The 22,604-nt window shown below is 65.7% G+C and carries 25 protein-coding genes and 1 riboswitch; of the genes, 13 read left to right on the forward strand and 12 right to left on the reverse strand.

All coding sequences use genetic code 11. From position 1 onward, the window contains the following. Nucleotides 1–202: 202 nt before the first annotated feature. Nucleotides 203–730: a peptidase gene (locus ACIGGF_RS21430; protein ID WP_397523173.1), complete on the reverse strand. Its 528-nt coding sequence runs from the start codon at nt 728–730 to the stop codon at nt 203–205. Between the two features lie 157 nt (nt 731–887). On the opposite strand from ACIGGF_RS21430, the gene ACIGGF_RS21435 reads away from it, so the two are divergent. Next, nucleotides 888–1,835, forward strand: a complete 948-nt coding sequence (locus ACIGGF_RS21435; RefSeq protein ID WP_397523174.1) for an ABC transporter substrate-binding protein — start codon at nt 888–890, stop codon at nt 1,833–1,835. A gap of 4 nt (nt 1,836–1,839) precedes the next feature. Beyond that, nucleotides 1,840–2,760 (forward strand): sucrase ferredoxin, encoded by a 921-nt coding sequence (locus ACIGGF_RS21440; RefSeq protein ID WP_397523175.1) that lies wholly within the window; start codon nt 1,840–1,842, stop codon nt 2,758–2,760. Between the two features lie 77 nt (nt 2,761–2,837). On the opposite strand, the gene ACIGGF_RS21445 is transcribed toward ACIGGF_RS21440, so the two are convergent. Continuing rightward, entirely contained in the window at nt 2,838–3,461 is a 624-nt protein-coding gene (locus tag ACIGGF_RS21445) for a superoxide dismutase (protein ID WP_397523176.1), read from the reverse strand. 258 nt (nt 3,462–3,719) lie between these two features. Here ACIGGF_RS21445 and ACIGGF_RS21450 point away from each other — a divergent pair, with 258 nt between their 5' ends. Continuing rightward, on the forward strand, nt 3,720–4,847 hold the full coding sequence (locus ACIGGF_RS21450) for an acyltransferase family protein (protein WP_397523177.1): 1,128 nt from the start codon (nt 3,720–3,722) through the stop codon (nt 4,845–4,847). A 93-nt stretch (nt 4,848–4,940) separates the two neighbouring features. Here the strand turns inward: ACIGGF_RS21450 and ACIGGF_RS21455 are convergent, their stop codons facing one another. After that, on the reverse strand, nt 4,941–5,867 hold the full coding sequence (locus ACIGGF_RS21455; protein ID WP_397523196.1) for an LLM class F420-dependent oxidoreductase: 927 nt from the start codon (nt 5,865–5,867) through the stop codon (nt 4,941–4,943). Nucleotides 5,868–6,163: 296 nt separating this feature from the next. On the opposite strand from ACIGGF_RS21455, the gene ACIGGF_RS21460 reads away from it, so the two are divergent. From ACIGGF_RS21460 to ACIGGF_RS21480, 5 genes are all read left to right on the forward strand, one after another. After that, the gene (locus ACIGGF_RS21460; protein ID WP_397523178.1) at nt 6,164–7,462 is read left to right on the forward strand and encodes a DUF2254 domain-containing protein; all 1,299 of its coding nucleotides are present in this window, start codon (nt 6,164–6,166) and stop codon (nt 7,460–7,462) included. A gap of 258 nt (nt 7,463–7,720) precedes the next feature. Further along, nucleotides 7,721–8,071, forward strand: a complete 351-nt coding sequence (locus ACIGGF_RS21465; protein ID WP_397523179.1) for a rhodanese-like domain-containing protein — start codon at nt 7,721–7,723, stop codon at nt 8,069–8,071. A 222-nt stretch (nt 8,072–8,293) separates the two neighbouring features. Further along, entirely contained in the window at nt 8,294–9,127 is an 834-nt protein-coding gene (locus ACIGGF_RS21470; RefSeq protein WP_397523180.1) for a DUF4328 domain-containing protein, read from the forward strand. Beyond that, on the forward strand, nt 9,124–9,897 hold the full coding sequence (locus ACIGGF_RS21475) for a glycerophosphodiester phosphodiesterase (RefSeq protein WP_397523181.1): 774 nt from the start codon (nt 9,124–9,126) through the stop codon (nt 9,895–9,897). The genes ACIGGF_RS21470 and ACIGGF_RS21475 overlap by 4 nt, the downstream gene beginning before the upstream one ends. A 10-nt stretch (nt 9,898–9,907) precedes the next feature. After that, complete coding sequence (locus ACIGGF_RS21480) at nt 9,908–10,819, forward strand: DUF5926 family protein (protein ID WP_397523182.1); 912 nt, start codon at nt 9,908–9,910, stop codon at nt 10,817–10,819. A gap of 132 nt (nt 10,820–10,951) precedes the next feature. Here the strand turns inward: ACIGGF_RS21480 and ACIGGF_RS21485 are convergent, their stop codons facing one another. From ACIGGF_RS21485 to ACIGGF_RS21505, 5 genes are all read right to left on the reverse strand, one after another. Then, complete coding sequence (locus ACIGGF_RS21485) at nt 10,952–11,506, reverse strand: ferritin (protein WP_243595852.1); 555 nt, start codon at nt 11,504–11,506, stop codon at nt 10,952–10,954. A gap of 111 nt (nt 11,507–11,617) precedes the next feature. After that, the gene (locus ACIGGF_RS21490) at nt 11,618–12,178 is read right to left on the reverse strand and encodes a ferritin (RefSeq protein ID WP_397523183.1); all 561 of its coding nucleotides are present in this window, start codon (nt 12,176–12,178) and stop codon (nt 11,618–11,620) included. 169 nt (nt 12,179–12,347) lie between these two features. Further along, complete coding sequence (locus tag ACIGGF_RS21495; RefSeq protein WP_397523197.1) at nt 12,348–13,655, reverse strand: LCP family protein; 1,308 nt, start codon at nt 13,653–13,655, stop codon at nt 12,348–12,350. Nucleotides 13,656–14,150: 495 nt separating this feature from the next. After that, the gene (locus ACIGGF_RS21500) at nt 14,151–14,960 is read right to left on the reverse strand and encodes a CPBP family intramembrane glutamic endopeptidase (protein ID WP_397523184.1); all 810 of its coding nucleotides are present in this window, start codon (nt 14,958–14,960) and stop codon (nt 14,151–14,153) included. Between the two features lie 34 nt (nt 14,961–14,994). Next, the gene (locus ACIGGF_RS21505) at nt 14,995–15,765 is read right to left on the reverse strand and encodes a DUF2470 domain-containing protein (protein ID WP_397523198.1); all 771 of its coding nucleotides are present in this window, start codon (nt 15,763–15,765) and stop codon (nt 14,995–14,997) included. 116 nt (nt 15,766–15,881) lie between these two features. Here ACIGGF_RS21505 and ACIGGF_RS21510 point away from each other — a divergent pair, with 116 nt between their 5' ends. From ACIGGF_RS21510 to ACIGGF_RS21520, 3 genes are read left to right on the forward strand one after another with little or no spacing between them, the layout of a single operon-like run. Next, nucleotides 15,882–16,589, forward strand: a complete 708-nt coding sequence (locus ACIGGF_RS21510) for a hypothetical protein (RefSeq protein ID WP_397523185.1) — start codon at nt 15,882–15,884, stop codon at nt 16,587–16,589. A 24-nt stretch (nt 16,590–16,613) separates the two neighbouring features. After that, entirely contained in the window at nt 16,614–17,582 is a 969-nt protein-coding gene (pheA, locus tag ACIGGF_RS21515; protein ID WP_397523186.1) for a prephenate dehydratase, read from the forward strand. Next, complete coding sequence (locus ACIGGF_RS21520) at nt 17,579–18,244, forward strand: histidine phosphatase family protein (RefSeq protein WP_397523187.1); 666 nt, start codon at nt 17,579–17,581, stop codon at nt 18,242–18,244. The genes pheA and ACIGGF_RS21520 overlap by 4 nt, the downstream gene beginning before the upstream one ends. Here the strand turns inward: ACIGGF_RS21520 and ACIGGF_RS21525 are convergent. The 4 genes from ACIGGF_RS21525 to ACIGGF_RS21540 form a co-directional block, all read right to left on the reverse strand. Then, on the reverse strand, nt 18,237–19,064 hold the full coding sequence (locus ACIGGF_RS21525) for an ESX secretion-associated protein EspG (protein ID WP_397523188.1): 828 nt from the start codon (nt 19,062–19,064) through the stop codon (nt 18,237–18,239). The genes ACIGGF_RS21520 and ACIGGF_RS21525 overlap by 8 nt on opposite strands. Further along, a complete protein-coding gene (locus ACIGGF_RS21530; RefSeq protein ID WP_397523189.1) occupies nt 19,061–20,248 on the reverse strand; it encodes a PPE domain-containing protein in 1,188 nt (395 codons plus the stop codon). The genes ACIGGF_RS21525 and ACIGGF_RS21530 overlap by 4 nt, the downstream gene beginning before the upstream one ends. An 83-nt stretch (nt 20,249–20,331) precedes the next feature. Then, a complete protein-coding gene (locus tag ACIGGF_RS21535) occupies nt 20,332–20,634 on the reverse strand; it encodes a PE family protein (protein ID WP_397523190.1) in 303 nt (100 codons plus the stop codon). Nucleotides 20,635–20,721: 87 nt separating this feature from the next. Then, the gene (locus ACIGGF_RS21540) at nt 20,722–21,288 is read right to left on the reverse strand and encodes a histidine phosphatase family protein (protein ID WP_397523191.1); all 567 of its coding nucleotides are present in this window, start codon (nt 21,286–21,288) and stop codon (nt 20,722–20,724) included. 42 nt (nt 21,289–21,330) lie between these two features. Further along, nucleotides 21,331–21,486: riboswitch (cobalamin riboswitch) on the forward strand. Between the two features lie 47 nt (nt 21,487–21,533). Between ACIGGF_RS21540 and ACIGGF_RS21545 the strand changes: the two genes are divergently transcribed. Together ACIGGF_RS21545 and ACIGGF_RS21550 are read left to right on the forward strand one after the other, a co-directional pair. Next, a complete protein-coding gene (locus ACIGGF_RS21545; protein WP_032381168.1) occupies nt 21,534–21,728 on the forward strand; it encodes a CbtB domain-containing protein in 195 nt (64 codons plus the stop codon). Continuing rightward, nucleotides 21,719–22,477: a CbtA family protein gene (locus ACIGGF_RS21550; protein WP_397523192.1), complete on the forward strand. Its 759-nt coding sequence runs from the start codon at nt 21,719–21,721 to the stop codon at nt 22,475–22,477. Before ACIGGF_RS21545 ends, ACIGGF_RS21550 begins: the two co-directional genes overlap by 10 nt. Nucleotides 22,478–22,604: the final 127 nt, after the last annotated feature.

The following is a 22,604-nucleotide window of genomic DNA, read 5'->3' on the forward strand; positions in this document are numbered from 1 at the left end:
GACTCCTCGGTCGTCGAACGGACCGAAGGTCTCGCCCACCGGTATGTGCCGGTTCAGGTGCCGGGTCGAGGAAACGACCAGTATGTCGACACGCTGATTGGGGGCTACTCCCCTTCGCTGCAGAGAACTTTAAGTGCCGCTTCGTCAATTGTCCAATGCGGCAATAAGTTTGGGGACCCGAAAAATGGTGTGCGGGTAGCGATCAGGACGCCAGGAGCATCGCCAAAACTGCGGTGTCGGGATCGCTGATCGGATCGAGACCCACCCGGCTGACCATCGACGTCACGGTGCCGTCGGCTTCGGCCTCCACCCACGCGGCCCGGTGATCGAGGCCCAGGTGCGGAAGTCCCGGCAGCAGAACGCAACCGGAGGCAGCGCCCGCGCATTCGGGTAGAGAGGGCGTCGTCTCCGACGGTGGATGCAGCATGAGCAACGCGGCCGGCTGACGGGCCGAGAACCGTCCGGGTGTCAACGCGAAATCGCCGATCACCGGCCCCTCGGCGACGACCAGTCCGATCGTTCCCGGCTCCGGATCCTCGGGCAGTTCCTCCCGCGCGCCGAACACCGTCGACGTTGCCAACAAACCTGGCATCGACGCGACCCGGACGGCCAGTGCCAGGAACTGCGCCCACTCCTTGGTGGTGTCCGGCCAGCGGCCGGAGATCACGAATCCGCGTAATAGACCGGCGGCGTGAAAAGGCGAGACACCGATGAGATCTCGATCGTCCATTGCGCATCCCTCCCAGACAGGTACGAGGCAGAAGCCGGGTACACGACGTTGGGTAAGGAGAAGGATGACCCGAAAACGGCTGGCACACAAGATGGGGAGAGTGCCAGCCGAAAACGTGGCAGGCCCACGGTGCACCGAGACCCGATACGCTGCTGCGGTGAAAAACGGAAGATTCGGTCGGTCCGGCGCTGTCTGCATCATGGTCGTCGCGCTGGCGCTCGGCGTGACTGCTTGCAGTAGTGAAGAAGCGAGCAGCGAGGAGCCCGGCGGCGAGGTACGCACCGTGCAGCACACTTTCGGCGAGACGAGTGTGCCGGTCGATCCGCAACGTGTTGCCGTACTCGACGGCGACCGCACTCTCGAAGCTGTTGTTGCTGTGGGAATCGAGCCCGTCGCTGCGGTGAGGCCGCCGCTCACCGGTGACTACGCACCCGTTGTCCGGGCCCGGCTGGCCGCGGAGCCGATCGAGATCGGGTCAGCTGACGCCGAAGTCGATATCGAGGCGTTGACGGCCGTCGCACCGGACCTGATCGTCATGCGAACGACGGGCCAGGACAACCGAGCACTGTACGACCAGGTTGCGCAGATCGCGCCGACTGTCGTCGTGGAGTACACCCCGGCCTCGTGGCGGAGCACCCTCGAGCGGGTCGCGGACATCTTCGGCCGGCAGGAGATCGCCGACGGCCTGCTGGCCGACTATCAGCGAGCGGTCGACGAATCCTCAGGTCGCGCCGATCGAGAGAACAGCACGTTGACCGTGGCGCGGGTACGTGCCGACTCGCTGCGATACATGACGCAGGACGGCTCGTTTCCCTATTCGGTGCTCGCCGATCTGGGGTACCGCGCCCCCGAACAGCAGGACCGCGGATCGGACGAGGTGCAAACCGTCGACGTCAGCCCCGAGCTGATCGATGTGTTCGCCGCCGACCGCATCGTTCTACTTACCGACGCCGGGACGGAGGACGCCGTCGCTCAGCTGCGGCAGAACCCACTGTTCACCGGACTCGGTGCCCAGGTGACCGAACTGCCGTCCAAGGACTACCTCTTCGGCAACGTTCTGACCGCGCTGGCGCTGGTGGAGACCGCGTCCGAACTAGGTGGATAGACGCGTGCCGGCATCGAACGCTTGGGTCGGCTGCGCCGCGGTGGCGCGCGAGAAAGGCGAATCGCTACGGGGCACGGCAGCCAGAGCCGACGGCTGGGTATTGATCGAGCACCCAGGCCCGTGGGGTGTCCAGCCGCTGGGGCCCGACGGGCCGCTGGGCCCGATCGGCGTCGAGGTTGCGCGCCGATGCACGGCAGCCGGAGTGCGACCCCAGCTCGTCCGCGACACTCACCGCAGGCGCGAACCCACCGATACGCGCCGGGTGTTTCTGGTTCATTCGGGGCGCGGGGGCCCGTGGGTGGAGCAGTACACGGTCGATACCGTCGAGCAGATGCTTCGATTGCCGCTCGAATCCGCCGCCACCGGCACCGCGCCCGGCACCGGGACGCGCGTCGAGCAGCCGTTGTACCTGGTGTGTACGCATGGCAAGAAAGACCCGTGCTGCGCCGTTCTCGGCCGGCCGGTGGCGGCTGCCCTGAACCAGCAGGATGGACGGGTGTGGGAATCGACCCACCTGGGTGGGGACCGATACGCAGCTGGAATGGTGGCGCTGCCGGACGGCAGCTACTACGGCAACCTCGACCCGGCGAACGCGCAGGCCGTGGTGGACGGTCACGACCGCGGGCAGCTCACCTTGCAGAATTACCGGGGCCGTTGCGTCGACGACACGGTTGCCCAGATAGCCGAACATGCAGTACGCACCGAATACGGCCTCACCGGTATCGACGACGTGCGTCCGGCCGAGGTCACCTCGTCCGGCGGCGGATCCGATGTCGTCGTGGTGACGGCATCGGGATCGGTGCACGTATACGTGACGCCCGATCCGCAGACTCCGCGCCGCACGACCTGCCGCTCCGAGACCTTGGCGTCGCCCGACCACGGCGTCACGTCGATTCGGCCGTTGCCCGCCCCCGGAAGGGGATGAGGTTCGAAACGCGGCAGGGCCACCGCATCGAATGCGGTGGCCCTGCCGGTGACCGAACGTAGTCGATCCTTCGAGAACTACGGGAAGATCAGGCCCGGGGTCTTCGACGTGGCGGCCTCGAAACGAGCCTGGACGTCGGCCCAGTTCACGACGTTCCAGAACGCCTTGACGTAGTCGGCCTTCACGTTCTTGTACTGCAGGTAGAAGGCGTGCTCCCACATGTCGACCTGCAGCAGCGGGATGATGCCCAGCGGCACGTTGGCCTGCTGATCGTAGAGCTGGAAGGTGAGGAGCTTCTTGCCCAGCGAGTCGTAGCCGAGTACGGCCCAGCCGGAGCCCTGCAGGCCGTTGGCTGCAGCGGTGAACTGTGCGCGGAACTTGTCGAACGAACCGAACTGGTCGTCGATCGCGGCACCGAGCTCACCCTCGGGCTTGTCGCCACCGTTGGGCGAGAGGTTCTTCCACCAGATGGAGTGGTTGACGTGGCCACCGAGGTGGAACGCGAGGTTCTTCTCCAGCAGGAAGATGCTGCCGTGATCCTCGTTCTCGCGCGCTGCGGCGAGCTTCTCGAGGGCAGTGTTCGCGCCTGCGACGTAGGTGGCGTGGTGCTTGGAATGGTGCAGCTCGTTGATCTCGCCCGAGATGTGCGGCTCGAGGGCGGAGTAATCGAAATCAAGGTCGGGCAAGGTGTACTCGGACACGTGGTTCCCTTCTCTAACGACGCCGTGCCCATCGCGTGATGCGGGCACGTTCGTCCTACTGCGGATCTTTCGTAGGGTTCAACCCAATCTCATTCGTACCCCTTGTGCAACCGTTGTAACCGAGATGCTTTTCTCGGAATAAATTCACATGAACAAGGCGGTCGAATCCGAGGAGCGAATTCGCCTCGAATATCACGAAACAGTTGCGGAAGATCTCCGAATTGGTCTCCGAGATGAACGGAACCTAAACTCGCGAGGGTGGAAGGGGACCGACCGAGCCGAAACGCGGTCGACGACTCCGCCGCCGTACAGCCCGTAGTTGCGCCCCGAGTGCAGATGAACGGTGCCGACCTCCTGCGCGCCATCGCTGCCCTCGCCGTCCTCTACTCCCACATCTCGTTTTGGGTGATCGACGACCTGGGCGAATCCTGGTGGTTCCTCGACGCCTCCAAGACCGTCCTGAATGGAATGCTGGGCCTGACCCTGCATCTGTCTCTCGTCGGAGTAGGCATCTTCATGCTTCTCACCGGCCTGTTGGTGACCAGATCCGCCATGAGGCAAACTCATCGGGACTTCATGGTGGCCCGGCTCGCACGCCTCGTACCCGCCTTCTGGTTCACGCTCGTGCTCGTACTGCTGATAGGAGCCGCCGAAAACAACGGCGACATCGGTATCGGCTTCGTCGACGCGGCGTTGAATTTCGTTCTGGGCGGATTCTTCCTGACCCCACAGGTGCTGGTGCTCGGCGTGACGTGGACCCTCGTCGTGCAAGCAGTCTTCTACCTCTACTGCACTGCGATGCGATCGGTGCTGCGCAGCGCCCCGTTCCTTGTACCCCTCGTCGGAGCGGTCCTGTGTGTGTCGATCCTGCTGTACAACCTCACCGTCCCAGAGGGCTGGGCCGTACCATTCCTGACCCGGGTCGCGGCGATACTTCCCACCTTGTTCCTCGGCCAGATCATCTACCTGGCCTGGGCCCGGCTGGTGGCGTGGCGATGGGTGGTCCTCGCTGTGCTCGCACAGGTGGAAGTGGTCAGACTCGCCATCCACGCCGACGCATTCTGGATGGGCTACCGATACCTGTGGACACTGTTCGTCATCACCATGGCCGTCGTCCTGCTGGCCCGATACAGCGGGTCGATCACCCGCTGGCCCCTGGTCCACTGGCTCGGCACCCGTAGCTACGCCATCTACCTGCTGCACACGCTCGTGCTGTACCGCACCTACAACACCGTCGAGCCGAGCCTCGGAACCTCGGCGGCAGTCCTCGTGTTCCTCGCCATCACCGCCCTCCTGGCCGAGATCACCTACCGCTGGATCGAACTACCCGCAGCACGACACATCAGTGCGACGTACGCACGCCTACGCGCCCGATCCACCGCCTGACCGCAGCCCTTGGGTACTCAATGTGACATTTGGTGGCCTTTTCGGGGGTGAATGTCACATTTGGTGGACCTCGGTGGGTGGACTTCGGTGGGGTTACAGCTGCGGGAGAACCTCGGATGCGACGAGTTCGAGATGATCGAGGTCGGTGAGGTCCATGGTCTGCAGGTACACGCGGGTGGCTCCGACGGCTCCGAAGCTGCCGATTTTGTCGACCAGTTCGGCGGGGCTTCCAGCGGCACCGTTCTCGCGTAGCTCCGACACCTCGCGGCCGATGGCGGCGGCGCGTCGAGCGATTTCTTCTTCGGTACGGCCGCAGCACAGGACTAGGGCGTTGGAGTAGACGAGGGAGTCGGGGTCGCGGTCGGCGGCAGTGCAGGCAGCGCGAACGCGACCGAACTGCGTTTCGGTGTCGGCCAGGGACGCGAAGGGGATGTTGAACTCGTCGGCGTATTTCGCGGCGAGTGCCGGAGTGCGCTTCTTCCCGCCGCCGCCGATGACGATGGGAGGGTGCGGGGTCTGCACCGGTTTGGGGAGCGCGGGTGAGTCGGTGACGGGGTAGTGCGTGCCGGCGTGCGAGAACGTATCGCCGGCGGCGGTGTTCCAGAGTCCGGTGATGACGGCGAGCTGCTCTTCGAGCCGGTCGAAGCGCTCGCCGAGAGCGGGGAACGGGATGCCGTAAGCCTTGTGCTCGTCCTCGAACCAGCCGGCTCCCAGGCCGAGGTCGACGCGTCCGCCGCTCATGGCGTCGACCTGCGCGACGCTGATTGCCAGGGGCCCGGGGTAGCGGAAGGTCGCCGAGGTGACGAGTGTGCCGAGCCGGATGGTCGACGTCTCGCGAGCCAGGCCGGCCAGCGTGATCCACGCGTCGGTGGGTCCGGGGCCGCCGTCGCCGCTCATTGCGAGGTAGTGGTCGGACCGAAAGAAGGCACCGTAACCGAATTCCTCGGCGGCCTTGGCGACGCGGAGCAGCTCGTCGTAGGTGGCCCCCTGCTGGGGTTCGGTGAAGACGCGTAGCTCGATGGAGGTCATGAATTTCAGCCTAATCCTCGTCCGACGCTACTCGCTGCGACGTGTCAGGAGGTGCCGTTGTCGGACTCGGTCGAGCCAGGTCGTGTACTTCCCGAAGACCAGTGCCCACAGGATACTCCATGCCCTGGATCCGGTGCTCAGTGCGTGACCGACTGCATCCATGAATCTTCCTTCCGCGGGTCTGTGAAGATGTTCGAGGGGACCCGCGGGCTGGAGTACCCCAGCGTGCGACGGTAGACGCCTGGGCGCGATCGCGCGCAGTACGGGCAGAAATGGACGGGAACCGAATGAGAACGAAGCTGTCGCGTCTGTCCGATGTGTTCTGGTTTCTGCCGATGGCCTTGGGTATCGGTGCGCTGTTGCTCGCCCAGGGTTTGATCTTCATCGATCGAGCCCTGAACGACGCGGATCTGGGCGTCTGGGGCGCACTTCTCTACCGGGTCGGAGCCAGCGGCAGCCGGGACATCCTCGGCGCGATCGGCGGCTCGATGTTGGCCGTCGCCGCGACGTCCTTCTCGATCACGGTGTCGGTGTTGGCCACTGCCAGTTCGACGTACGGACCTCGACTGGTCCGAAACTTCATGAACGACCGTGGCAATCAGTTCGTGCTGGGAACCTTCGGGGCGACCTTTCTCTATGCGCTGATGGTGCTGCGGTCGATTCAGGACGCCACCATCGACAACGGCTCGTTCGTCCCCGACATAGCGGTCAACGTGGCCGTGCTGCTCGCCGTTCTGGACGTTGCGGTCCTCGTGTACTTCATCAATCACATCGCCGGTTCCATCCAGGTGTCCACCCTGTCTGCGCGAGTGCGTTCGGAGTTGGTGACCGTGGTGGACACGCTCTATCCCGAGGAGCAGCCGGAGGATTCGAGGCCTGCGGTGGCACCCAGCACCGAGAGCGCCACGATCGCGAGCAAGGAATCAGGGTTCGTGCTCAGCGTGGACGAGCCCGCCTTGCTCAGGGCCGCGGAGTCTTCCGAGTGTCTGATAGAGGTACTGGCGCGGCCGGGCGACCACGTGGTCGAGGGCGAACCGCTGGTCCGTGTTCATCCCCCCGAACGGGCATCCGATGTCACGGACGCGGTGTGCAAAGCTGTCGACTACGGCATCACTCGCACTCCGTATCGCGACATTCAATTCGCCGTGCAGCAGTTGGTCGAGATGGCCGTGCGTGCGTTGTCCCCCGGTACCAACGATCCGTACACCGCGCACAACGCCTTCAACGAGCTGGCGACCGGACTGGTCCCCATGGCGCGACGCCCCGCGCCCAGGTTGGGCCGGGTCGACTCCGACCGGACCCTGCGGCTCATCGTCACCAGGCTGCCGATGACGGAATTGGTCGACGATGTCTTCGACGCCGTGCGTATCTATGCTTTGGAGGCGCCGGTGGCCATGACCGCGGCGATCATGCTCGCCCGGCGAATCGGAGTCGCTGCGGTGGATCCAGATGTCCGTGAGTCGGTCCTGCGACATCTGGCGTTGATCAGTGCTGCCGAGGAGGCGTCGTCGGGAGATCGGGTCAACGTCGAGTTCTGCCGCGGCGAGATCGACGTCGCGAGAATGGCCATTCTGACCGCCTCGTAGCCGCGAACGACCGTGCGTACGACGGCTGTGTCAAATCACCATCGATCCACAGGCTGCGTTGGTATTCGGTACACCGGGGGACCGACTCGAAGCTCTGACCTGTGGATAGAAACCGGCATCGGCCCCGATTCTGTGCATCAACCTGTGGATACTGTGGATAACTTCTGTGACGAGAGTGACGCAGGTCATAGCCCGACCGCACGTGCAGGGTTCAAGCACCGGTGGCAGCCCCGCGCAAAGCCGTGACAAGATCGAGGTGTGTCTCACCCCGAGTTGCCGCCCGCTGTCACCGTCGATCGCCTTCCGGTGCCGTTCCCGACGACGGCAGTTCTGCTCGACGTGCGCGAAGACGACGAATGGCAGGCCGGGCACGCTCCCGATGCCGTTCACATTCCGATGGGAGACATCCCGTCCCGTGCCGGCGAGATCGACAATCAAGCCGAGGTCTACGTCGTCTGCAAGGCCGGTGGACGGTCGGCCCGTGTCGTCGAGTACCTGAACCGGGTGGGATTCGATGCGATCAACGTCGACGGTGGGATGCTGGACTGGCACGCTGCAGGTAGGCCCATTCAGCGCGACGACGACTCTCACGAAGCGAGAATCATCTAGATGACGGCACCGCAGGGGCGCGCACAGGCGTTCCAGGTCTGTGCCCGCTGCAGCACTCGCTGGGCGGTGGGTGCACGACCGGGCACGTGGTGCCCGCGTTGCCATGGTGTCCTCCTCTCGCCGGTGTCCACCCGAGCACCTGCGCAGGGTCGTAGAAACTTCCGCTGGGTCGCGCGTCCGGCAGCATCGAACTCCACGTCTGCGCCTCGAACACGACAAGCGGTGCCGACACCGACGCCTCGATACGACTCGACACCCACCTGGGGTCTGCGCGACGTTCCCCGCGACTCCGAGTCCGGTCGCTATGTCGGCCGCGTCGAACGATATTCCGCGAACGCGCAGATGCTCGTCGTCGTCACCGCGCTGCTGCTCGCTCTTGCCGCAGTCGCCGAGGCGTTCCGCTACGGAATTCTGGTGTACAACCGCACCCGACTGGTCTCGCCGATCACCCTGGCCACGTCCGACGCGTTGGTGTATTTCGCCCAGGTGGGCGCACTCGTCGTCGGCCTGTTCGCGCTCGTCTGTACATCGTGCTGGCTGATCCGCCAACGCCGTGTCGCCTTCGCTGCAGTCGGTGCGACCGACCCACGTTCGGTTCGCTGGATGCTGCTGTCGTCGATGCTGCCGCTGGTCCGCATCGTCATGCCCGGGGTGTACCTCACCGAGCTGGCCCGACTGCGGGGCGACACCGATGCCGACGTCCACCGCGAGCTGAAGCTGGTACGAATCTGGTGGGGTGTCTGGGCGGCGAGCAACGCGCTGGTCGTCGTTCAAATCCTGTGGAATCTGCGGGACACGCTGCAGGCCGAGGCCGACGGAGTTCTTCTGTCGGCAATCGTGGCAGCGGTGGCCGCCGGTTCGGCCGTGCTCACCCTGGCGGTGATGCGCCGTTTCGAGGGACGCACGCTGCGCGGATCGGCCCTGTCGCGTCCTACCCGCTGGGTCATCGCTCCCCGCAGTACGGGAACCGGCGGTACAGCCCCTCACGACAAGGCAGCTGAGCCCTCCGAACCCGAGCACTCCGAACCCGAGCCCCAGGCTGTGACGGCGTCGTGAGTCCCGACCGCCGTGGCCCTCTCGTCGTTGCGCATCGCGGTGCGTCGGCGGCCAAGAAGGAACACACTCTTGCGGCCTACGACCTGGCACTCCGTGAGGGAGCCGACGGCGTCGAGTGCGATGTGCGACTGACCAAGGACGGTCATATCGTGTGCGTGCACGACCGCCGTGTCGACAGAACCTCGAACGGCACCGGAATCGTCAGCGAGATGAACTTCGCCGATCTTGCCGCGCTCGATTACGGTGACGCCGGCGAACCTGCGGAACTGCTGACGCTGCACGATCTCATTGCTCTGGTGCTGGACTGGAGCAGCAAGCCGGTCAAACTGTTCATCGAAACCAAGCATCCCGTGCGCTACGGCTCGCTGATCGAGAGCGCGGTGCTCGAAGAACTGCACACGTTCGGCATCGGCGCGCCCGCCTCGGCCGATCACTCGCGCGCGGTCATCATGTCCTTCGCACCCTCGGCGGTCTGGCGCGTACGGCGCTCCGCCCCGATGCTCCCGACGGTGCTCCTCGGCGACAGTTCGCATTACCTCGGCGGCGGGGCCGCGACCACTGTGGGTGCCACGGCCGTCGGGCCGTCGATCCGTGCGCTCCGCGAACACCCGAGCATCATCGACCGCGCCGCCGCGTCGGGCCGGGCGAGTTACGTGTGGACCGTCGACGAGAAAGAGGACGTGGACCTGTGTCGCGAACTCGGTGTCGGGTGGATTGCCACCAATCACCCTGGCCGAACGCGAGCCTGGCTCGAATCGAAGAACGTGTAGGTTTTCGGACGTGGGTAAGAGCAAAAGAAACAGTGGACCGAAGCAGGGCAGCAACCGAGCAGCGAAGCTCGCGCAGCGTGAGGCCGAACGCGCGAGCATCGACTCGGCATCGACGCGCCCGTTCGAGGGCCTGGCGGCAGAATGCGATCTGGTAGCCCTTCGCGAGTTCGTCCCGTCTGCGACGGCGACCGCGCCGATCACCGTCGACGGTCGCACGATCACGCTGGCGACCGTGTTGCCCGGAGCAGTGGCAGCCTTGGTGCGCGAGGATGCAGACACCGTCGAGGGATTCGTCGGCCTACAGGTACAGACGCAGTCGAAAGATGTTGCCGCAGATATCAGTAGCGCTCTGGGCTGGGTTTCGACCGCCCCTGCCGGTGAGTCTCTGGAAGCTTCGAAGGTGGACGAGAACACCCCCGCATTGACCGATGTGCTCGACGCCTCCGCGCTGCTCGAGATCACCGTCCATCAGGACTTCAACTGGTGGATCCCCGAAAGTGCCACTCCCGCACCCGATGTGACTGCCACCGTGGAACGTGCGAACCAGGCGATCATGCCGTCGGCACGGATCGAAGCGGACGGGGTCGTTGCGGCCTGGTGGGTGGATGCAGGCGACAAGGCGCACATCCGCTGGGTTCGGCCGGAGAGTGAGGACGACGTGATGCTCGCCCTCGCTCGGCTGCACGCGGCGGGCGATCTGCACCTGGGCGAGGGCTCGCGTTACGCCGGTTCGTTCCGTACGCATGGGTTGCTGGTGCCGGTGTTCGATCTCGATCCCGAGATGCATCCCACCGAATGGGCTGCGCCGACAAAGGAATTCGGAGACAAGCTGGCCGAAGCTCTGGCAGTGGACGCTCCGCTCACCGGGGCGCAGTTGCGCTCGCGTGACGGCCTGCGCGGTCGTCAGGTCACATTGCGCTGACCTATCCCGGCCGGGACATGCGGCCGGAAAGATGTGTACGGACAACGCAGAACGGGTGGCCGGGCGAACAAGAAATCTTGTTCACTGGGCCACCCGTATGAGCGTGCTACTCACCCCCGGTTACAGCGGGATCTATAGCGATCCGCCGGCGACGGTGGGTGCGCCTGCATCTGCGACCACGCTGGTGTTCATCTCACGAGCGACGAACTGCTCGAGGTCGAACAGGTTGTGGCCCGCGCGATCTGCAATGTTGAGCAAGGTCTTCATGCTGGCAACTTCCTCGACCTGCTCCTTGAGGAACCACTGCATGAACTGCTCGCCGAGGTAATCGCCCTCTTCGCGTGCGGTACTGGCCAGCGCGATGATCTGCTCGGTGACGGTCTCCTCCTGCGCCAGCGCCAAGGCGATGGCCTCACGCGGATCGGTGAAGACGGACTTCGACGCGTCGACGCCGGTGAGCTCGACCGTGATGTCGCGATCGAGGAAGTACTGCACGATCATCATCGCGTGGTTGCGCTCTTCGACCGACTGCGCGTAGAAGTGCTGGGCCAACTGCGGCAGATCGACATTCGCGAAGTAGACAGCGGTGGCGATGTACTGCTGCGAGGCGTTGAACTCGTTGCGGATCTGGTCGCGAAGAAGTGCGTGGAACTTGGTGTGGCTGGTTTCCTTGATGTCTGCGCTCATGATGAGGACAATATGCCTGGTCAGAGGCGTTGTCATCCAAGTAGAACCTTATTGAGGCGAACGTTGCCTAATACAGTGAAACCTAAAAGTCGGCTCTGAGCAGGGCGCACGCTACGCGCTCCCGGCCTCCTTCGGGGCGTTGGTGGCGCGGATCACCGATCTGCCTACTTCGCGCGCTACGTACTGCTCGATGTCGAAGAGGTTCGATCCGGCCCGCCGGACGATGTTGAGCAGAGTCTGCATCGCCGCCATTTCCTTGACCTGCTCGGTGAGGAACCAGTGGATGAACTGCTCGCCGATGTAGTCGCCCTCGGCTCGGGCAGCGCGCGCCAGTGCGGTGATCCGGTCGGTCTCCGCCGTCTCCTGTGCCACTGCCAGTTCCACCGGTTCGAGCACCGACTCGAACTCCGTCACTACGTCGCCGATGCCCGACGCGTCGACGTCGAGCCGATTGTCGATGAGGAAGCGGATCATCATCATGGCGTGTCGACGCTCTTCGGTGGACTGCGTGTAGAAGCGGGTGGCCAGCTGCGGTAGGTCGTTTCTGTCGAACCACACCGCGATCGCGACGTACTGCTGCGATGCGGTGAACTGGTGCCGCACCTGAGCTCGCAGCAGATCGTGGAACGACGCACCGGGCGTCACGGCGGGCTGGGCAGACGGCGATGTCATGGTCCACAACCTACAACCCAGGGTCGTTCCGCAGGCTTCTCTCCCTACAACCCAGGGTCGTTCCGCAGGCTTCTCTCCCTACAACCCAGGGTCGTTCCGCAGGCTTCTCTCCCTACAACCCAGGGTCGTTCCGCAGGCTCCTCTCCCGCCTACCGGCAGCGTGCCCCCGTCAGGGCCCTCCGGTCAGCAGATCCGGTGGGATCTCGCGATCCTGCGCGATGGCGTCGAAGAATGCCGGAGCGCGAGTGTCGTCCCACAGCAGCACGTTTCCGACGTCGGAGTCCTGGAAGCCGCCGACGGGCACCGTTGTGGTCACCGGGCCTCCGCGCATCGCCCACGCCAGCGCAGCCAGGTTCCAGATGTGATCTCCCTCGTCGACGCTCAATGACGACGCGGTGTCGGACACCAGCGGCCACAAGCGCAGTGGGTTCAGGAAAGTGGAAGCGCTGGTGGCCTTTTCGAGAAGTGCTGACATGAACGCCCGCTGATTGTTCATCCGGTCGAGATCGGCCAGCGCGGTAGCCCGGGACCGCACGAACCCGAGTGCTTCGGATCCGGTGAGATCCTGACAGCCGGCCGGGATGTTGATACCCGCCAACGGATCGTCGATCGCGTTCTGCACGCACACGTTCACTCCGCCGACCGCGTCGACGATCCCGGCGAAGCCGCCGAAGCCGATCTCGGCGTAGTGGTCGATGTGAACCCCGGTTGCGCCTTCGACCGTCTGTACCAACAGCGACGGTCCTCCGAATGCGAAGGACGAGTTGAGCTTGTCCTGGCCGTTGCCCGGGATCGAGACGTACGAATCACGGGGCAGGCTGACCATCGTGGTCGCGCCGCTGTCCTCGGGAATGTGGATCAGGATGATGGTGTCGGTGCGGCTCGGGCCCACCTCACCGCCGGTGGCCAGCGAGGCCTCCTGCTCCGGCGTCAGGCCGGCCCGCGAATCCGAGCCGACGAGAAGCCAATTGGTGCCCGGTGTGTCGCCTATTCGGCCGGGGTACGAGGTGAGCGCGTCGACTCGCGTCAACGAGCTGTCGACGTAGTAGACGGCACCGCCGACGCCGAGTACGAGAACGAGCAGCACGATCAGAAAACGGCGGCCCCAGCGTCTGCGTTTACGCGGCTTCGCGGCCCTGGGTGGACGCGAATCTCGTTGTGGTCTGGCCGGTTGCGGCCTGGCCGGTTCCCGTCGGCGCTGCGCCGGGGCCGCAGGTTGCCTGCGTTCCTCGACGAACGGCTCCGGTTGCTGACGCGGGGCATAGCCGGTGCGGCCCTGCTGCTCGTCCACGCTTCGTGAGTACTGACGCGTCGAATCGGCTGGTCCGGGTGTATTCGACTGGGGTATATCCGACTGGGGTGCATGAGATTGGGACGCACGAGACTGCGCCGAACCTGGTTCCGGAGCCTGCGACCATGCCTGCTGACCCGCGGCAGAGGCCGCCGGTCCGGGAATGGGCCGGCCGTCGCGCCGAATGAACTCAGTGCCCTCCGGTACCGGCCCCTGCGGCAGCGGCCGGCCCCGAGGAGGACGGTCTGGCGGCTGGCCGGGGCGATTGCCGCGAGGGGGTGGCGGCTGCCCGCCGTACGGCTGTCGGTTTCGGGGCTGGCCGGGTGCCTGTTGGCCTGGTGATCGCTGTTCGGGGGGCCTGTGGCCGGGAGACGGTCGGCCGGGTGGCGGTTGCTGCCGACGGGGTGGTTGCTGCGGGGGTTGCCCCTGGGCGCGACGAGGCTGGGCTGGGTTACCGGGCTGGGCTGGGGGACCGGGCTGGGGCGTCGGATCCTGTCGGGCGTGACGACTCGGTGCCGATCGGTCGGGCGGTGTCGCTCGATTCGGCGGGGTGCGATCTGGAGGTGGCATGCGCCGATCCGGCGTTCCGTGCCGTCCGTAGCGATCGTCGTCGTTCACGGATCGACTGTAGCTGTCGGCGCGTGAACGACCGGGTTCCTTCAGCTCGGATCTCCGTTGGATTCAGGGGAGCCACGACAGATGTTCGCGCAGGAGGGCATAGCCGACGAAGGCGACGATATCGATCAGAGCATGCGCGATCAGCAGCGGCCAGAGCCTGCCGGTGCGCTGCCAGTAGCGGCCGAATACCAGGCCCATGAGGAAGTTCCCGACTCCACCGCCGACGCCTTGATAGAGGTGATAGCTGCCGCGCAGCAGTGACGACCACAGCAGCGACGCGTTCTCGCTCAGGCCGAGTCTGCGCAGCCGAGAGATGAGGTACGCCACGACGATGATCTCTTCGGCACCGGAGTTGGCCAGCGCGTACAGAATCAGTGCAGGGACGCGCCACCAGTGGTCGTCGAGTGCGCTGGGAACGACGTTCAGATTGAAGCCGAGGGCATTGCCCACAAGGTACAGCGCCAGGCCGGGCAGTCCGATCAGTGCGGCCAGTCCGACGCCGTGACCGAGATCGATCTTCAGCCGCGGCCTGGCCAGCCCGATCGCTCGGGGTGCCAGGTCGGCTCGCCACAGCAGGTACAACCCGAGGGCTCCCCAGGCGCACAGTCGCAGAATGCTCAGCAGCTGAAACAGCAGGTCGATGAGGCTGAAACTCGACCGCGACGAGTTCAGTGCGACGGTCTGATCGGACAGGGCAGCGGTCTGCAGCGCGTCCTCGATCAGTGAGAGAACGCTGCTCATCCCGCTGAGGCCGAACGTCACCAGCAGGACGATCCCGATCTCCACCTTGATGGTGGTGCGCTCGCGGGCGTCGGGCAGGGGAGCTGTGCGCTCCGGCGGTGGTGGCGTCAACCAGCTCTTGAAGTCGATCACCGCACGATTCTGCCCTGTTCGGTGCGCCGGTGTATCAGCCGCGGGCGCGCAGGCCGTTGAGGAAAGGGCAGCCGGCGAGCACGCGGAGTGCGCGACTGAGCGAAAGAACATCGTCGACGGGTTGGGCGAATCCCAGGCGGATGTCGTTGTCGCCGTGTTCGCCTTCGATCCGTAGTCGAATTCCATAGCGATCGATACCGAGGGGACGGATCCGGCCTTGCCGCAACGACGGTGGGAGTCGTCGAGACAGTTGGGCGAGCAGATCGGGGTGGTCCGAATCGAGGTGCTCGAGCCAGCTGGTCTCCATCTCCCAGAACGGATCGGGCTCGGCCGCCAACAGCGTGTCGACGTCGACCGGTTCCGCGCCGGTACTGTCTGCCACCACCGCGGAGCCGACGATCAGCCGCATCAGGGACGTGGTGTGGCCGACATCGAGCAGAGCCGGATGGGGGTGTTCCGCGGCGACGGCACCGGCCATAGGGCGCATCAACGACGGCGGAACCGGACGCAGATCGCCGCGAAGCCACACCAGCGATCGCACCGGCTCGCGCAGAGCGAGCGGTGCGTGGTCGGTGAGTTCGAGGACCGCAGGAATACCGGCTCGGGAAGACTGCCAGGTGGTGGCGTCATCGACAGAATCGTTGGGGACGGCCAGGATCATCTCGCCGTTGGGTCGTAGGTGGTGCAGGGACGTGATCACCGGGTCGCGGCCGTCGATGGCCAGGGCCGCACCCTCGGCGCGCATGCAGGCACTGCGTACGCGCTCGGCAGTGGTTGGTCCGGTGGTGGTGGTTGCGCCGAGCATGGGCTCCTCCGATGCGATCGGGCTGTCCAGTAGGTGAGGCAAGCCTAAGTAATGTGCCCCTAAGTTATACCGGTGTGGCAGGGATCGCAAGAGCATCACGGGGCTACGGTGAAGGCGTGCCGATTCCGTTGACCCTCGGTGTGCCACACCGACCCGACCCGAACGCACTCGTGCACGGGTTGCTGCTGCCGATCTGCTCCGACGCCGTCGAGCTGAACAACGCCCCGCAAGGAGCCGAGTACGGACCGCCCGTCGTCCGAGCGTCGACGCTGCTCGCGATGACCGAAACGGCCGAACTCGGACGCGTCGTGGTGCACCTCGACGTCGACCCGGACGAGCTCCGCGCGAGCCGCGCCGGCGGCTACGAGGTGGTCCGATTCGACGTCGACGCTCCCGCCGAACATCTGGCCGACGCGCTCGCACTGCGCTTGCCCTCGCCGCTGGTCGTGTTCCCGGTGTTCGACGCCATCGACGTGGCCGAGACGGCGGAGACCGTCGTCTTCGCGCACCGGACCCCGGGCATCAGCGTCGCCGACACCCCGCGCCGCATCGCCGACGTCCTCGCCGTGGTGTCCCACGCAGACGTGGGTCTGGTCGCCCGCGCGGACACCGGGGACGACGTCCTGGCGATCCTCGCTGCGACGGTGGCGTCACTGCGCGGAGACGACATCGGCGCTGCTCTGGCGACCCCGAATGTCACCGCGCTGCGAGCGCTGATTCCCGAGGCAGCCGAGGCGGTGCGTGAGGTGCTGTTCGGAATCGAGATCGCCGACGCCGTTGGCGCGCGGGCGCGGCTCGTCGAGGTCGGTTTGATCGCCTCGTAGGCGTCGACAACGTAACCTCGAGGCGTGCCTCGCATCGCTTATTTCGGCCCTTCCGGAACGTTCACGGAGATGGCGCTGGCGCAGTTCGAAAAGCTGGGAACCATCGCCGCCGTCGGACCGGATAGCGCCGTCGGACCGGACGGTGCTGTCGAGTGGGGCGGTGCTGTCGAGCGGGTGACGGCAGCGAGCCCGCCTGCGGCGCTCGAAGCCGTGCGCTCGGGTGCTGCGGACGCGGCCGTCGTCCCCATCGAAAGTTCCATCGAGGGTGCGGTACCGCCGACTCTCGACGCGTTGTCCGAGGGTCGACGGTTGCAAATCGTCGCCGAGACCGAGATCGAGGTGGCCTTCACGATTCTCGGTCGACCCGGCGTCACACTCGACTCGGCTCGCACCGTCAGCGCCTATCCCATCGCGCTGAATCAGGTGCGGCAGTGGTTGCAGGCCACGATGCCGAATGCTCAGGTTCAGTCTGCATCGTCCAATGCCGGTGCCGCGGAGGATGTTGCCGCCGGAATCGCCGATGCGGCGGTGTCGACACGGTTGGCCGGCGAACGCCTGGCGCTGCCGACGTTGGCCGACGGCATCATCGACGTCGAGGGCGCACGAACCCGTTTCGTCTTGGTGACACCGCCTCGGCCGGTTGCTCCCCGCACCGGGGCCGACCGCACCGCCGTGGTGTTGGAGCCGCCGAACGACCCGGGCACCCTGCCGGCGGCGTTGGCAGAGTTCGGGATTCGCAACATCGACCTGACGTTCATCGAATCACGTCCTACGCGTTCGCAATTCGGCACCTACCGATTCTTCATCGACTGTGCAGGTCACATCGAGGACTCGCTCGTCGCCGAGGCGTTGACGGCATTCCATCGCAAGATGCCGTTGCGGTTTCTCGGATCGTGGCCCATTGCAACAGGAACGGGGGGATCGGTGCCGCCGCCGATCGACGAACACGTGCAGTGGCTCAGCGACATCCGGGCCGGACGAGGTGATCTGTGATGGGCAAGTTGATTTTGGTGCGGCACGGCCAGACGACCGCGAACGTCGCGAAGATCTTGGACACGGCGCCGCCCGGAGCCGAGTTGACCGACCTGGGCCACCAGCAGGCCGAGCGCTACGCCCAGACCTGGGTGGGCCGCCCGCCTGCGGTTCTGGTGTCGTCGATTGCGTTGCGCGCCAAGCAGACCGCCGGTTACATCGAGCGGGCGACCGGTGTTCCGCTCATCGTGACCGACGGACTCCAGGAGACCTACGCCGGAGATCTGGAAGACCGAGACGACCCCGATGCGCACCGGGAGTTCACCGACATCTTCCAGCGCTGGCACACCGGCGATCTGGCGGCCACCGCGCCGGGCGGTGACAGCGGGCACTCGGTACTGGAGCGTTACGTGCCGGTGCTCGATACTTTGCGCGCGCAGTATCTCGGCGACGACACGGCCGGCGATGTCGTCGTCGTGAGCCACGGTGCTGCGATCAGATTGGTCGCTGCGGTCCTGGCGGGGGTCGACGGCACATTCGCTGCTGACAACCACCTCGACAACACTCAGACCGTGGAGCTGCTCCCGTTGCCCGGTGGTGGTTGGGCCTGCGGCAAGTGGGGCACATTCCTGCCGCCGTTCGAGGGTAAGGGCAGCGAGAGGGCCGACAACCCGATCAGCTGAGCCGGAGTTCTCGAGCCGAGCCGATCAACTCGGTCAGCGCCGCCGTCACCTTACGGTCGGTTGCACCGGTCAACGTGGACCATGACGTGCCGTCAGCGGCCACGGTCGAGGTGGCGACGATGCGTCCGGCTCGGGTGTCGAACAGGGCGACGGGTCTACCGGCGACGTGCCGGGTGCCGTGTCTGGGTGCAACGGCCGTGATCTCGGTTCTGCCGGCGCACGTGGCCATGGCCGATGCCAGGGCCATGGCGCGATCGTCTGCTGTTCCTATGCGGCTCAGGCGGGATGCTGTTGCTCCGACATCGCTGGGTGCGGCGTCGAGGGCTTCGGCCAACAGGTCGGTGGGGGCGTTGATGTTGCCCGGATCGAACGGTGTGGCGGAGCCGATCGTCTCGGCGAGGTGTCGGGCCGGGTCGCCGTGGACTATGCGGAGGGTGATCACATCGTCTCGCCGCACCGCGGACACTGTTGTTCGTTCGTCGGACGCAACGCAGATCCTGATGGTGGGGCCGGGTTCGTCGTGGTCGACGTCGAATACGCGCGCCGAGACGTACCAGTGCGGTTGTTCGAGTACCCGCATCCACTGCTCGAGATCCTCGTGCACTCGGCCTGTGGTGAGCAGACCGGCGCTGTTCAGTGCGGAGCGGCCACGATCGAGTGCGCGATCCCGGTCGGCGGCGTCGTCGAATCGCGGAAACACGTCGAGAACGACGGGTAGTTCGGCGATCGACAGCTCGTCGACCAGGAAATCCATCTCGTCGGCACCGAGCGTGGCGTTCGGCAGTGTGTGGCCCACCGGCACGGTTCCCAAGTCGATCAACGGCCGTTCCCACTGGCATCGGCGACAGGCAGCGCCGGATCCGCACCGATGACGGACGGTGCGACGGTACGGCCGTCGGCGAAGTGCTCGAACTGCTTGAGGTAGTCCGGGGTCTCGTGCTCGTCGTCCTCGTCCTGCGTGCGTGCGCTCGACGCCGGAGCGCCCGCCCCGCCGGTTCCGCGCTGAGCGAGGCCTCCGTCGGCCGGGGCCGGGGTACCGAACGCGGTGGCAGGGCCGCCCTGGCCGCCGCCGAACGCCGAACCGCTACCGGCCGAACCTCCACCGGCTGGACCCAATGCCGACGTCGGCATCCCGCCACTGCCGTAGCCTCCCGGGCCGCCGCCTCCGCCCGCGAACGAGACCGGACGCGTGGACGCTGGACCGACCGCCGGAGATGCCGAACCGGGCGCAAATCCGTGACCGACGCTTGCTCCCGAGCCGCCGGACAATGCCGTCGAGCCGATGTTGGACGCGGCGGTGGCCACGGTCGAGACGCCGGTACTGGCGATGGAGGTGGCAGCACTACCGATCTGTCCCGCCGCAGCGGCCACTCCAGGATTCTGGGTGGCTGCCATCAGTCCGCCCATCGCAGCCTGAACCGGAGACGTCATCACGGCGTTCGCGAACTTGCCGAGGCCGCTGCCGGAATCGGACACGATCGCAGGCGGATGATCGAAGGTGGTCTTCACGACGCGATGCGAGTTGACCAGCTCGAAGCCTTCCATCACCAGGGCTGCCCGGATGTCGAGCAACCGGTCTGCCACCTCGGCTGCTTCGTAGCTGCCGTTCAGCGCGCCGCCCGTCGACGCCGCGGTGACCTTGGCGGCCTGCACCGCGCCGATCTCCACCAGTGACGGCATAGTTGCCAGCGCGACGCCGTACGTGGTTCCGGCGGCCGGGGCCTCGACCGACAGCGCCGCCGCCTTCAGCGCGGTGGTGCCGGTCCAGGTCGCAAAGCGTGCGAGCGCGGCTTGAGCGAGAAGGGCCGATTCGCCTTCCCACCCGGCGGTCAACGACGCGGTGACGGCGGCGATACTCGCCGACGCCTCGGTGAACGCGGCAGCAACCGAACCCCATGCACCGCCGGCCACGTGCAACGGCACTGGACCCGGCCCGAGCAATCGTGTCGAATTTCCCGTTGCCGTGCGTGGCAGCCACACCACACCTGTCACTCCGATTGTCATCCTCTAGCCCCCATGATGTTCGAGCCCTGCGTCGTCTTGTTGTGCTGCAATCGAGTTGCGGTGCGATCGTTTCGGTACGAATCTCAGAAGCCGGGTAGGCCGCCGGCTGTGTCGTCGTCGGTTGCCACGTAGTCGGCAGCCTGCTTCCGCAGTTCCTCGGCCGCTCGGTGCAGCTCTGAAATACCCTGCGCTGCAGCAGGTCCGAAGGTATCGGCTGCGGTGCCGAAGAATCGCTCGGTGAGTAGAGATACCTCGTCGGTGCCCGGCGGTAGCGGCCGCACGGGGATCGCCGTCGCGGTGACGGCCGCCTGTAGCCGGGCGGCGACCGCATCGAGTTCCGACGCAGCGAGTTGCAGTGCCACCGGATCCACCTTGATGACGGTCATCAGCCACGCCCCCTGATCGAAGAACTTCCCCTGTCGGTAGGTAGGACGCCACCGTGCTCGGTTTGGTTCCACCGACACGAGAAAAAGTCAGATCGACTTCTCGGCCACCGCACCGACCGTCCACGAGCCGCCGCGGCGACTGACGGATGTGCGGGTCAGCGGCGCGACGTCGACCCGCCAGAACGAGGCAATCGGGGCATCCAACACCAGTACCACCACGGCCCGAACGACAGCGGGGGAAGTGACCACCACCGTGCGACCGGGCGTCGCACCGACGTCGTCGAGCCACCTCTGTACGCGAGAGAACAACGCGACCAGAGATTCGCCGCCCGGTGGCACGAACGCCGGATCGCTCAGCCAGGCCACCGCGTCGGCGTCGGGCAGATCGGTCATCTCGAGACCGGACCACCTGCCGTAATCGATGTCGGCCAACGCGGGTTCGACCGAGATGTCGGTTCCGAAAACCTGCGCGGTGGCCAACGATCGGGATTCCGGGCCGGACAGGACGCGGTCGGCTCGCGGAATGTCGGTTACCGCGGCGAGGTCTCGAACTCCCGAGTTGTCCAGTGGTTCGTCGCCCGGAAAACGGCCGGTGCGCATCGCGGCGGTTCGTGCGTGGCTCACCAGCGTCAGGCGGGTCACGGGCGCGGGCACCCGATCATTCTGGCATCGAGCTGCGGTCGGCCAGAACAGCGATTGACACAGGGTCGCGTTCGGTGCCACAGTTCGCAGGTTGGACGCGATGTATGCAGGTAATCCGGTGTGAATCCGGAACGGTTGCGCCACTGTGATCGACGTCGGGCACATGTCCGAATTCGAGAGCCAGAAAACTCGTACATCGCATGGCCGTCCCTTCTCTTCGGAAGGGACTACGGGACGCATATCCCAGGAGGACACCCATGGCAATCACCCATTCCCCCAGTAATACGACGGAGTCGGCTGCTCTCGCCGTCATCGTCGCCGCAACGATATTGCTCGCGTTCGTCGTGCTCTACCTCGTCGGATTCGATCAGGGCGCAATCTCCCGCAGTGGCATGTACATGCACGAACTGATGCACGACGGCCGCCACCTGCTGGGACTGCCATGCCACTGACCGGAACCTTCGTTCAGTTGTTGGTGCGAGGCCTGCTCGCCGGACTCGTCGCGGGTCTGCTCGCAGGTGCCGTCGCATTCGTCGTCGGTGAACCACACATCGATTCGGCCATCTCCATCGAGGAGTCGGCAGGCGCGGCACACACGGACTCCGCTGCGCACTCCCACGGAGACGAGGATGCCCTCGTCAGTCGCGACGGGCAACGCGTCGGGCTCTTCCTCGCCACCGGACTCGCCGGCCTGGCACTCGGCGCGATCTTCGCGTCGGTACTGCACTATGCCCGACGCTTCAGCTCACTCCCGGGCTCGACTCTCGCGCTCGTCGGGGCTGTCGGCGGGTGGTTGGCCATCGAAGCCGTGCCGTTCTTCGAGTACCCGGCGAACCCACCGGCCGTCGGAGATCCGGAGACCATCACCCAGCGCACCTGGCTGTGGTTGGCGTCGGTGATCCTCGGCCTGCTCGCCGTCGGAGTTGCGATCTATGTGGCGAAGGTCGTGGCAGCGCAGTGGTCCATGGCGGTCCGCGTGGGTGCTCCTACGGTGGCGTTCCTGGTGATCGTCGGCATCGGTTACGCACTGCTGCCGAACGTGAACGAGGTCGGTTCGGACTTCCCGGCAACCCTGCTGTGGGAATTCCGGTTGTCGTCACTCGCCACCCAGGCAACCCTCTGGCTGGCCCTGGGATTGGGCTTCGCGTTCCTCACCGATCGTGCAGTTCGACCTGCTCGCCGAGAGACAGTGTCGGCGTAGCCCCCGCGTCCGCGTCAATGGACCATTGCACTGCCGAGGGCAGTTTCAAGTGATGGTTGCAACACAGCTCCTGACCTGAGGAGATGTGGAGCAGATGTCCCGACGTGTCATCCCGAACCGAGCAGAG

Origin of the sequence: Rhodococcus sp. NPDC078407, assembly GCF_044542515.1 — a bacterium.
Taxonomy (GTDB): Bacteria; Actinomycetota; Actinomycetes; order Mycobacteriales; family Mycobacteriaceae; genus Rhodococcoides.